Raw genomic sequence first — 11,559 nt, forward strand, 5'->3', positions numbered from 1 at the left:
GATCGGAGTGCATGGTCGGCGTGTTTTCGGACGTTAGCCGAGGTGGCTGCGATCGACCTCGGTGTCCAGATGTGCATCCCTCGCAGGGGATGCGAGGGCAATTTGAGTGGTTGGGCAGGGAGCTTGGGGGTTTGGCACCGTGGTTATGAGTGCCGAACCCCCAATTTGCCTGCCTAGCCAGCGAAATCGAGGCTCTGCGATCTACGATCTGGGCATGCGGGATCGGAGGGCGCGGGTGGCGGATGTGCATTCGGTGGCGCGGGGGATGCCGCATGTCACGGTGTGGGAACGGGACGACGGGACGGACCGGCCGGTGTATCAAATCGGCGGGAAGTCGTTCGTATTCTTCCGGACGGCTCGGCCCGATGCCGCTGATCCGGAGACCGGGGAGAAGTACGACGACGTGATCATGATCTGGACCGAGTCCGAGGACGAGAAGCTGGCGCTGGTGGCGGACGAGTCGACGCCGTTCTTCAGTACGCCGCATTTCGACGGGCACCCGTCGGTGCTCGTCCGGGGCAGCCGGATCGGGGAACTCGGCAAGCAGGAGCTGACCGAGATCATTCAGGACGCCTGGTTGTCCCGGGCATCCAATCGCCGAGCCACCACATGGCTCAAGGAGCACCGCCTGTGAGCTACCCACCGCCGGGCGGTCTCGCCGCGCCCGACTACGGCCGCCCGCCGAAGAAGAGCCGAGCCGGGCTGTTCATCGCGCTGATGATCGTTCTCCTGGTCGCCGTCCTCGGCTCGTTCGCCTTCGTGGCCACCAAGGTGTTCACCGACCTGAGAGCAGCTGACCCGCAACTCCCGCCAGACGTGCAGCCCGTCGCCCCCACTCCGAAACGCACCACACCGGCCAAGCCGAAGCCGACCGCGCCGGTGAAGACTGTCCCGGTCAAGCCGGTGCCCATCACACCGTTGCCAACGGCACCTGCCGGGTCGGCAAGGCTTGCCGCGCAGTTCGTCGCGCGGGTGAACGCGAACGATGCGGCCGGAGCGACGGCGCTCGCCTGTGCGGACACCAAGCAGTCGATCGCGCCGGCGATGCAGACCTTCGTCCGGCGGCCGGCCGCGCTGACCGTGAGCAAGGCTCCCCTGACCAGCGGCGGACCGATCGAGGTCTATGCCCTGGGCGGCACCATGCAGGGAACCACCGCAGGCGGGATGCTCGTGATCGAGGTTGCTACTCGGCCGTGCGTGAAGTCGTTCGCGGTGCACTAGGAGCGAGGGCGCGCGCTGTCTCGATCAGGCTGGTTCCGGTCGGCAGTGTCGCGATGATCGGGGTGTCGAGGCCGTTCTCGACGTACCGATTGATGTGGGCCCGGCACTGCTCCGCCGTACCGTGCACGATGAGGTCGTCCAGGACCTCAACCGGTACGGCGGCCATCGCGGCGTTGCGATCACCCGCGGCCCACGCCTCCCGCATCGGCTTCATCGCGGGTCCGCGACCGAGCCAGTCGTGGAAGGCGGCGTACCCGGGGACCGTCAGATAGGTGGCGATCAGGAAGCGGCCTATGTTGCGCGCCATCTCGGCGTCCTCGGTGACGCAGACGAAGATCCGCGCGGCCAGCTCCTTGTCCGGACCCAACTCGGCCCGCACCTGACGTACGTCATCCGCCGACAGCCAGTTGGTGATCGCACCGTCGGCCTCGCGTGCGGCGAGCTTCAGCATCTGCGGGCGGAGCGCCGCGAGCATCAGCGCAGGCGGTACGTCGGGCGCCTTTTCCAGCCTGAACCGGCTGATCGCGAAACTGTCGAACGTCCCGTCGACCTTCTCCCCCGCGAACGCCTGCCGCAGGAACCGCAGTACGTCGCGAGTCCGCGCGTACGGCGGGTCGTACGCGATCCCGTTCCACCCGGTCACGATGGTCTCCGACGAGGCCCCGATGCCGAGCACGAACCGCCCCGGCGCGAGATCCGCCAGCGCGGCCGCACTCATGGCGAGCGCGGCCGGTCCCCGCGTGTGCACCGGTACGACGGCCGTCCCCAGCCGCAACTGGTCATCCCATTCGGACGCCAGCACCAGCGGCGTGAACGCATCCGCGCCCGCCACCTCGGCCGACCACAGATCGGTGTAGCCCAGTGACGCGAGCTCGGTGATCAACGGCTTGTGGTCCCGCAGCGGTACCCCGGTCAACGGGACAGTCAGACCCCAGCGCATCAGATGATCCTCTTCAAGATCGGCAACGGCACAACCTTCATGAACCGCGCGAGCGGAACCCACGGCCAGGCCGGGACATAGGCGTTCGCCTTCTCCGCCTCGATCGCGGCGACCATCGACCGGACACCGGGGACGGTGTCGACGATCAACGGCGTGTTCTGCACCTTCTCGTTCAGCGCGGTCTTGATGTACCCGGGGTAGATCGTGCTGATCGTGATCGGCTTGTGCAGCATCTCCATCCGCAGCCCCTCGGCCAGCGAGGCCACGCCCGCCTTCGCGGCGGCGTACGCGGTGATCGTTTTCGGCAGACCGCGGAGCGCGGCGGCGGATGCGATGAAGACCAGGTGGCCGGCGCTGCGGGAACGGAACAGCTCCATCGCGGCCTCGGCCTGGGTGAACGCGGCCATGAAGTTGGTCTGCAGCGTCTCGCGGTTCACCTCGGGCCGGCCCGTGCCGACGGGAGCGCCCTTGCCGATCCCGGCGTTCACGATGATCCGGTCGAGCTGCCCATGCTCTTTGTCTGCTTCGCGGAAGACCGTGAACACCTGCTCGTCATCGGTGACGTCGAGCTTGTGGATCGTGATCGTCAGCCCGGGATGCTTGCCGAGGAGCTCGTCCCGGAGCGCGGCGAGCCGGTCCTCGCGACGGGCGGTGAGCGCGAGGTTGTGCCCCTTGGCCGCGAACTGCCGCGCCATCTCCTCGCCGAGCCCGGCACTCGCGCCGGTGATCAAGATGTTCCGTCTCATCGGTACGTGAGCTCCTGCTGATCGAGGTGACCGTGCTCGTTGTAGCTGACCACAGTCAGTCCGCTGCGGCCCGACACGACCTTCGTGATGGCCGTGTTGATGGTGACCGGATTGAGTTTGGCCCACAGCCCGTCGCCCCCGGACAGCAGCCGGCCGACGACCGCAGCGATCGGTCCACCCGAGGTGAACACCAGCGCGGTCTCGCCTTTGCCCAGGCGCTCGGCGGTACGTCGTACAGCGTCGTTGGAGCGGTCGCAGAAGGCCTGGAACATCTCGGTGTAGCCGTCCGCACCGCTGATCCAGCGGTCGGTCGCGGCGGTGAACATCTTCTGGAACGCCCGCTGCGGGTTCCCGGTCCGGGCCAGATCCGCGAGCATCAACGCCCGCACCTTGTACGCCGGTTTGTGCGCCAGGATCACCTGGTCATGGTCGAACTCGTCGTACCCGTGGTCGACCTCGGGGGCGAGACCGGCCAGCGTCGCGGTCTTCGCGTGCCGCTTCATCGACCCCGACATCACGAGGTCGGGGACGATCCCGCGGACCTTGAGCGTGTTGCCGAGGGCAAGCGCCTGTTTCTCGCCGAGGTCGGAGAGCTTGTCGTAGTCCTTCGCCCCGAACGACGCCTGCGCGTGCCGGACGAGATAGATCACCGCCATACTAATACCTTCCCCGCCCCACCACCCCGGTCATGAAGCCTGCCGGATGATGCGACGGCAGCGTCGCTCGAGCAGGTTGACCGGGAGCCAGAAGTTCTTGAACCGCGGGTTGCGGGTCTGCTTGTGGTGGTAGCGGTAGTAGATCTGCTGCGCGATCACCGCCAACCGGAACAACCCGAACACCTCGTAGAACGCCCAGTTCTCGGGCTTCAGCCCGCACCGTTCGGTGTAGTAGGCAACGACCTCGTCGCGGGTCAGCATCCCCGGCGCATCCGAGGGCTGCAGCCGGAACCGGCGGAACGCCCAGTCGTCATCGGCCTGCACCCAGTACGCGAGCGCACCGCCGAGATCCATCAACGGATCGCCGAGCGTGGCCAGCTCCCAGTCCAGGATCCCGGCCACCCGCTGCGGATCGTCCGGAGCCAGTACGACGTTGTCCAGCCGGAAGTCGTTGTGGATCACACAGGTGCGGACGTCGGCCGGTTGGTTCGCCGCGAGCCACGCCATCACCTTCTCGTAGCTCGGCACGTTCCAGGTCTTCGCCTTGCGGTACCGGTCCGACCACCCGCTCACCTGACGGCCGACGTACCCCTCACCCCGCCCGAGGTCAGCGAGCCCGGCGGCCGCCGGATCCACCTGGTGCAGGTCGACGAGCCGGTCGATCAGCGTGCGGCAGAGCTGGCCGGTCTGCTCCGGGGTCAGGTCGACGCCGAGCGCGGAGCGGCGCGGGATCGTGCCCGCGACCCGCTCCATCACGTAGAACTCGGAGCCGATCACCGCGTCATCGGTGCAGTGGGCAACCATCGTCGGCACGTACGGGAAGACCGGCTTCAGGGCGGCCTGGATCCGGTACTCGCGACCCATGTCGTGCGCGCTCTTCGCCTTGGTCCCCGCCGGTGGTCGGCGCAGGATCAGATCGTGCCCGGCGTACTGCAGCAGGTAGGTGAGATTGGACGCGCCGCCCGAGAACTGCTTGACCGTTGGTTCCCCGGCCGGCAGCTCGATGTGCTGCCGGAGCCAGGTATCCACCGCCGTGACGTCGAATGCGTCCTCGTCCCGTACGGCGCGAGCACCATCACCCATGTGTTTGTGGGGCCTTCTCTGCCCGGCTGTGTGCCTTTGCGGCGACCTTGCGCATCTGCCAGTCGTACAGCGGGCGAGCCCAGCGCTTGGTGAGGTAGCCAAGCCGCGCGGGCCGGTCCGGGATGATCAGGAAGCGGCGCTTCGCGATCCCGGCGAGCACCACTGTCGCGATGTCGTCGGCGGTCCGCGGTGACTTCTCGATCATCCGGCGGCCGGACGAACTCATCGCCGTGTCCGCACCCTGGAACGAGTCGGCCAGGTTGGTCCGGAAGAACGACGGACAGACGACCGACACGTTGACGCCGTACGGGTGAAGCTCGTGGGACAGCGTCTCGGAGAGCGCGACGACGCCCGCCTTGACCGTGTTGTACGAGCTCATCATCGGCGGATGCATGAGGCCGGCCGCCGACGCCGTGTTCACGAAGTAGCCGGAGTGCTGACGTTTGAAGACCGGGGTGAAGGCGCGGCAACCGCGGACGACGCCCATCAGGTTGATGTCGATGACGCGGTCCCACTCGTCCAGCGTCTCGACGTCGATCCGGCCGCCGGTCGCGATCCCCGCGTTGTTGACCAGGATGTCGAGACCGCCCCAGTGCTCTTCGCACCAGGCGACCGCGGCATCCCAGTCGGCGGGGTTGCGGACATCGAGTTGCAGATAAGGACCGTTGTCCCCGGCGTACGTCGTACCGATGTCGGTGCGGAGCACTTGGTGGCCTTGGGCAACGAATTGCGCGACCAGCGCCTCACCGAGACCGCTCGCACCACCAGTGACCAGTACGCGGCTCACTTGACCGCCTCCTCTTCCTTGCGCTCAGCCAGATAGCGGGCCAGCTCGATACGGGCGACCACGCCGCGGTGCACCTCGTCCGGACCGTCGGCCAGCCGCAGCGCGCGGGCACTCGTCCACGCGGCCGCGAGCGGGTAGTCGTCGGAGAGACCGCCACCGCCATGCAGCTGGATCGCCATGTCGATCACGTCCTGCGCCATCCGCGGTGCGACGACCTTGATCTGGCTGACCTCGCTCAGCGCACCCGCGAGCCCGACAGTATCGAGCAGGTACGCCGTCTGCAGGACCAGCAGGCGGGCTTGGTTGATCGCGATCCGGGCGTCGGCGATGCGCTCGCGGTTGCCGCCGAGGTTGACCAACGGCTTCCCGAATGCGTGCCGGCTCGTGCCGCGCTGCAGCGCGAGCTCGAGCGACTTCTCGGCCAGCCCGATCAGGCGCATGCAGTGGTGCACCCGGCCCGGACCCAACCGGCCCTGAGCGATCTCGACCGCGCGGCCGGGACCCACCAGGATGTTGCTCGCCGGCACCCGGACGTCCGTGAACGACACCTCGCCGTGGCCGAACGGTTCGTCGTACCGGCCCATTGCCGGGAGCAACCGTTCGACCTTGACGCCAGGCGTGTTGATCGGGACGAGGACCATCGTGTGCCGCGCGTACCGGTGCGCGTCCGGATCAGTCAGGCCCATGAAGATCAGCAGCTCGCACTCGGGGTTGCCGACTCCGGTGCTCCACCACTTGCGGCCGTTGAGGACGACCTCGTCACCCTCGACGATCGCGGTCGCCACCATGTTGGTCGCGTCCGACGACGCGACGCCCGGCTCCGTCATACAGAACGCGGAGCGGATCGTGCCGTCCAGCAAGGGCTCCAGCCACTGCTTCTTCTGCTCGTCGTTGCCGTAGCGCAGCAGCACTTCCATGTTGCCGGTGTCGGGCGCGTTGCAGTTGAAGATGTACGGCGCGATGAACGACCGGCCGGTGAGTTCGGCGATCGGGGCGTAGTCGAGGTTCGGCAGACCCTCGCCGTACTGCTCGTTGCCCGGCTCGGCCGGGGGCAGGAACAGGTTCCACAGACCCTGGGTGCGGGCCTTGTTCTGCAGCTCCTTGAACAGCGGCTGCGGCTGCCACGGATCGGCGGCGGCCCGGGTCGCGGCGTGGAGTTCCGCCTCGACGGGCTCGATCTCGGTCCGGATGAATTCCTCGACCCGGACGATCAGATCCTGCGCTCGGGCCGACGGTTCGAACCCCATTGCACTCCTTCCGAAACCCGGCGGGGGTACCACCGGGTAATTGACCGTAGCGCCCTTTTGAGCAATGCTCAACAGTGTGGACAACAGGTTGACCGCGGAAGATCGGAAGAAGCAGCTCGTCAAGATCGGCTTGATGATGTTGCGCGATCAGCCGATCCACGAGCTGTCGATCGACGCCATCGCGGGCCAGGCCGGGATCTCCCGCAGCCTGCTGTTCCACTACTTCCCGAGCAAGCGCGACTACTACGTCGCGGTCATCTCCGCGGCCGGTCGCCGGCTGCTGCGGGTGACCAAGCCGGACGAGGACCTCCCGCCCGAGCAGGCGCTCCGCGAGATGCTCGTGCAGTTCGTCGCGTTCATCGAGCGGCGGCGGACGGCGTACATCTCGTTCGTCCGTGGTGCCGCCGGCGGCGACGACTACGCCGTCGAGGTGTACGACGACACCCGGATCGGCCTCTGCCGCCGCATCCTGACCTACCTCGGTACGCCGGAGGTGGCCGACAACCGGTCCTCGGCCGAGTACCTGCGGGTCCACGCCTGGCTCAGCTACGCCGAGGACCAGGCGATCGAGTGGTCCGGCCTCCCCGACGCCGACCGCCCGCTGACGGCCGATGAGTTGATCGACCACTCGATCGAGGTCCTGCAGATCCTCCGCAAGCTCTGACCCACGGCCCCCCGATTTGCCTGGCTAGGCAGGCAAATCGGGGGTTAAGCACTCTGGTTAAGGGTGTAGAACCCCTCATTTGGCTGGCCAGCCAGCGAAATGGGTGGGGTCAGATGAGTTCGGGGGTGAGGTCGGGGGTGGGCATGTCGGGGTCGAACGGGAAGAGCGGCCGGACGACGCCGTGGTGACCGAGTCGGAGCAGGTCCTGGTCGACGCCGCCCGGGGTTAGGGCGAGCAGCCAGTCGGCCGCGAGGTTGTAGAGCTCCGGCTCCAGGTAGCCGATCTTCACGATGACGAGATCGGTGGTGGCCGGGTCGAGGCCGAGCAGGGTGAAGTCCGCGAGGTGGTGGTACGGCTTGCGGCGTGAGGTCAGGATCGCGTGCAATCCGCCGATCTGGATCACTGCGACGGTTCCGCCGACCGGGTCCTCGGTGATGGAGAAGACCGTGCCGGTCACCTCGACCGGACCCGCGGGACCAGAGTCGACCTTCCCGCCGGCAGCCACGCTGATCGGGTTGCCGACGCCGGCCGCGACACAGGCCTTCACCGCATCCGGGTCGGTGATGCTCGCGTGAATCGCGGTCGCCTTCCCGCTGATCAGGTCTTCGACCATGAGCAGTTCGCGCAGCGTCCACGACACATCGCCCGCGCCACCCGCGGTCGGGTTGTCGCCGGAATCGCTGATCAGGAACGGCCTCGCGGTGCTCTTCAGCCCAGCATCGACACACTCATGCAGCGTCCCGGTCGGTGCGACGAACTCGAAGTCGGCCCGCGCATCCCAGTACGCCGTGGCCAACTCGGTCGCCCGCGTCGTGATGAGTGCCTCGTCATCACCCATCACCACCACGGCCGCCTTGCACCGCGGCTCATCGGCCCACGCGTACCCAACCCACACGGCCGCATCCAGTACGCCGGGCTCATCCGCGATCTCGCCGACCCGCTGGTAAATGGATGCCGCCGGCTCGATCCGCGTCGACGTCTTCTCGCCGGGGAGCAACACCGGCACCTGGATCCACGCCTTCTTCGGCTTCCCCAGTCCCGACTTCAGTCGCTCGACGAGATTGCGGGCGGTCCGCTCCCGGCTCTCCATCGCATCCTCATGCGGCGCCATCCGGTAACAGGTGATCAGATCCACCGCACCACCCAGCTCGCGCGACACGTTCCCGTGCAGATCCATCGAGGTCGAGATCATCACGTCATCACCCAACGCAGCGCGCACCCGCGTCGCCAGGTCCCCTTCGGCATCCTCACGCCCGACCACACTCATCGCGCCGTGAATGTCGAAGAACAGCCCGTCCAGGTGTCCCGCCGTACCGATCCGCTCCATGATCTCCGCGGACAACTCGTCATAGAACTCACCCACCACCGCCCCACCCGGCAACGACCGCGCGTGCACCAACGGCACCCACTCAACCCCCTCGGCCCACTCCTTGCCGAGGAAGTCATACCGCTGCAGCAACGCATCCCCCCGCCATACGTCGAAGTCATCCGCCCCCGCCCGATGCGGCGAGAACGTACTGGACTCGATGGCCATCCCGGCGATCCCGATCCTCATACCCTCAACTTTTCACACACCCAGCCGTCGGCCCACCCCCACTCCAACCACCGGTCACCAAACGGATCGGCACCGCCCCTCCGCCCCCACCCCTCCACGCTCCCCCAGCCTGCCTCCGCCCCCTCCGCCCTCGCCCTCTCCACACTCAGCCAGCCGCGCCGCCGCCGCACTTCACGTGTACTCGCCGGGGGCGTGCACCCCCTGTCGTGCCCTTGAACAAGTCATGACCTGTCCCCGCCCACCACGTCCTGTCCAAGCCCCCGGCCAATAGCTGCGGCCGGCGACGCACGTGGCTGGTTGCTCGTACGGCGCGATGATTGCGCGCCGCTCCCCTGTGGCAGGTCCGGTACGGCGTTTGGTTGCGCGCCCCCTCCGCGCTCGCTCACCCCGCCTCCGCCTCCGGGAATTTGAACGGATAACCCCGCATGTTGACCCTTCTCCCCTGAAAATTTGAGGGGAGAAGGGTGCATTTCAGGGGATATCCGTTCAAATGCGGTTAGGGGATGGTGGGGTCGCGGGGGTCGGGATGCCTCTGGCCGGTACGGCGGGGGTGGTTGCTCGCCATTCCGTCTGCGGCCGGGGGCGTGAGTTTTTGGTTGCTCGCCGCTGCGGCCGATTTACAGTGGCGGGTGGCTTGGCCCGGCGCGTGGCTGAGGGGGATGGATCCGTCGGTGACCGCGGTTCCCGTTGTTTGGGCTTCCGGGCTGTGGCTGGGGTCCAAGATCCGCGCCGAGGAGGCGGTCCCCCGACGTGACCTCGCCCGAGGACCGGCTGCGCCGACGAAGCCGTCGTGCCCGCGGTCGCCCTTTGGACACAACGTTCCATCCAGCGAACGGGGCGACCGGCAGCGGGCATGGTTCGCGTTATCGGTGAACTTTTCGGGTCCATGCGCCGAAAAAGTCACCGATAACGAGCAGCCGGACCCCCAGCGCGGGGTTGGTCGCGCTAATTGGTGAGTTTTGGGGACCCGGTGACGAAAATCCACCAAATAGCGAGCCGGGCGGACCGCAGCGCTGGGTTGATCGCGCTAGTTGGCGAGTTTTAGGGACCCGGTGACGAAAATCCACCAATTAGCGAGGGCTGCCAGGCGCGGCAGCCCCCCAGCACCCCCGGCCCCCGCCATCTGATGGGTTACCCCATGAGGTGGTGGGTTTTGGACTCGCATGCGGGTGCAGAACCCACAAGCGGATGGGTGAACCCACCATATGGGGAAGGGGGCGAGCGGCCTGATGGGAGCATCCGCCACGGTGGGTCACTTTTCAGGCCTCGTTGTTACCGGCCGCAACCACAGCCCGGAAGCCCAGGAAACGCCCACCGTGGTCACCGGCCGAACCATCCCCCTCAGCCCCGCGCCGGGCCCCAGCCACCCGCCACTGTAAATCGGCCGCAGCGGCGAGCAACCACAAACCCACACCCCCGGCCGCAGACGGAATGGCGAGCAACCACACCGCCGTACCAGCCCGGCCGCAGACGGAATGGCGAGCAACCACACGCCGTACGAGACCGGCCGCATCGCAGCGATGGGGTGGCAGTGGTTGCCGGAGTCACGTAATCGCCGCCGGAGACCTATGGCATGAGGTCTCCAGCCATCGCTTCCTGTCTCCGGCCAGCAGTGGTGGCCGGGGATGGGAAGTGGGGTTTAGGGGGTGGGGTTGTGGGTGGTGGAGGAACGGATTACTAGTTCGGTGGCTAGTTCTACGTGGAGGGCTTCGAGGGTGTGGCGGTCTAGGAGACGGGTTAGGAGACTGACGGCCATGCGGCCCATCTCGGCTAGGGGTTGGCGGACTGTGGTTAGGGGTGGGGTGGTGGCTTGGCTTAGGTCTAGGTCGTCGAAGCCGGCTATCGACAGGTCGTGCGGGACTGAGAGGCCTAGGGCGGTGGCGGCTTGGAGGGCGCCTACTGCTGCTTTGTCGTTGAAGGCGATGAGGGCTGTGGGGCGGGGGCTCACCGACAAGAGGTCGCGGGCGGCTTGGTGGCCGGCGGCGGTGGTGGGGTGGTCGTGGCGGATGAGGGTGGGGTTGGGGAGGATGCCGGCGTCGGCGAGGGCGGCGTGGTGGCCGGAGAGGCGGGCGTCGGCGGCTAGCCATTCGCGGGGGCCGGCGATGACGCCGATGCGGGTGTGACCGAGGGCGGTCAGGTGGGCGGTGAGTTGGCGGGCGCCGGAGTGGTGGGCTGCGGAGACTGAGGGGATGTCGCGCGGGAGGGTCGTCCGGGGGTCGACGACGACGAAGGGGAAGCGGCGGGAGCTGAGGCGGACCAGGTCTTCGCTCGATTCGGGCGGGAGGATCAGGATCGCGCCGCCCAGACCGCGCTGTGACGGCAGGCGGGACAGGACCGGGTCGTGAGCCGCGGCCTCGCCGGCGTTGAGGACGACCTGACGGCCGTGGCGGTCGAGGGTCTCGGCGATGGACGAGACGATCAGGCCGAAGTAGTCGGTCAGCAGGTACGGGCAGCGCACGTAGACCGCGCCGGCCACGGGCTTCGGCGTACCGCCGCGCGGGCTGGGAGCCAACAGACCGAGCTCCTCAACCGCCCGCTCGACCAACTCTCGAGTCTCGGGCGCAACGCTCCCCTGCTGGTTGAGCACCCGCGAAACAGTCGCGGTGGACACCCCAGTCGCCGCGGCCACGTCTCGAACCGTCGCTCGCTTAGACATTTGT

General features: G+C 67.6%; 11 protein-coding genes. 3 read left to right on the forward strand and 8 right to left on the reverse strand.

Annotation, left to right across the window (positions count from 1 at the left end; all coding sequences use genetic code 11):
* The first annotated feature begins 214 nt into the window (after window positions 1-214).
* Entirely contained in the window at window positions 215-634 is a 420-nt protein-coding gene (locus ACFVWG_RS16190) for an MmcQ/YjbR family DNA-binding protein (RefSeq protein ID WP_391544072.1), read from the forward strand.
* Window positions 631-1,221: a hypothetical protein gene (locus ACFVWG_RS16195; RefSeq protein ID WP_391544073.1), complete on the forward strand. Its 591-nt coding sequence runs from the start codon at window positions 631-633 to the stop codon at window positions 1,219-1,221. Before ACFVWG_RS16190 ends, ACFVWG_RS16195 begins: the two co-directional genes overlap by 4 nt.
* On the opposite strand, the gene ACFVWG_RS16200 is transcribed toward ACFVWG_RS16195, so the two are convergent.
* From ACFVWG_RS16200 to ACFVWG_RS16225, 6 genes are read right to left on the reverse strand one after another with little or no spacing between them, the layout of a single operon-like run.
* A complete protein-coding gene (locus ACFVWG_RS16200) occupies window positions 1,184-2,161 on the reverse strand; it encodes an LLM class F420-dependent oxidoreductase (RefSeq protein ID WP_391544074.1) in 978 nt (325 codons plus the stop codon). The two genes, ACFVWG_RS16195 and ACFVWG_RS16200, sit on opposite strands and share 38 nt — an antisense overlap.
* The gene (locus ACFVWG_RS16205; protein WP_391544075.1) at window positions 2,161-2,907 is read right to left on the reverse strand and encodes an SDR family oxidoreductase; all 747 of its coding nucleotides are present in this window, start codon (window positions 2,905-2,907) and stop codon (window positions 2,161-2,163) included. Before ACFVWG_RS16205 ends, ACFVWG_RS16200 begins: the two co-directional genes overlap by 1 nt.
* Window positions 2,904-3,563, reverse strand: a complete 660-nt coding sequence (locus ACFVWG_RS16210; RefSeq protein WP_391544076.1) for a histidine phosphatase family protein — start codon at window positions 3,561-3,563, stop codon at window positions 2,904-2,906. The genes ACFVWG_RS16205 and ACFVWG_RS16210 overlap by 4 nt, the downstream gene beginning before the upstream one ends.
* A 30-nt stretch (window positions 3,564-3,593) precedes the next feature.
* Complete coding sequence (locus ACFVWG_RS16215) at window positions 3,594-4,646, reverse strand: phosphotransferase family protein (RefSeq protein ID WP_391544077.1); 1,053 nt, start codon at window positions 4,644-4,646, stop codon at window positions 3,594-3,596.
* Window positions 4,639-5,433 carry an SDR family NAD(P)-dependent oxidoreductase gene (locus ACFVWG_RS16220; RefSeq protein ID WP_391544078.1) on the reverse strand — a complete coding sequence of 265 codons (795 nt, stop codon included), beginning with the start codon at window positions 5,431-5,433 and terminating at the stop codon, window positions 4,639-4,641. The genes ACFVWG_RS16215 and ACFVWG_RS16220 overlap by 8 nt, the downstream gene beginning before the upstream one ends.
* Entirely contained in the window at window positions 5,430-6,680 is a 1,251-nt protein-coding gene (locus tag ACFVWG_RS16225) for an acyl-CoA dehydrogenase family protein (RefSeq protein WP_391544079.1), read from the reverse strand. The genes ACFVWG_RS16220 and ACFVWG_RS16225 overlap by 4 nt, the downstream gene beginning before the upstream one ends.
* 76 nt (window positions 6,681-6,756) lie before the next feature.
* Between ACFVWG_RS16225 and ACFVWG_RS16230 the strand changes: the two genes are divergently transcribed.
* A complete protein-coding gene (locus ACFVWG_RS16230) occupies window positions 6,757-7,344 on the forward strand; it encodes a TetR/AcrR family transcriptional regulator (protein ID WP_391544080.1) in 588 nt (195 codons plus the stop codon).
* 109 nt (window positions 7,345-7,453) lie between these two features.
* Here the strand turns inward: ACFVWG_RS16230 and ACFVWG_RS16235 are convergent, their stop codons facing one another.
* A complete protein-coding gene (locus ACFVWG_RS16235; RefSeq protein WP_391544081.1) occupies window positions 7,454-8,899 on the reverse strand; it encodes a M81 family metallopeptidase in 1,446 nt (481 codons plus the stop codon).
* A gap of 1,639 nt (window positions 8,900-10,538) precedes the next feature.
* Window positions 10,539-11,555, reverse strand: coding sequence for a LacI family DNA-binding transcriptional regulator (locus tag ACFVWG_RS16240; RefSeq protein ID WP_391544082.1), 1,017 nt, complete (start codon window positions 11,553-11,555; stop codon window positions 10,539-10,541).
* Window positions 11,556-11,559 lie beyond the last annotated feature (4 nt).

The sequence above is a fragment of the Kribbella sp. NPDC058245 genome (assembly GCF_042882005.1).
Taxonomy (GTDB): Bacteria; Actinomycetota; Actinomycetes; order Propionibacteriales; family Kribbellaceae; genus Kribbella.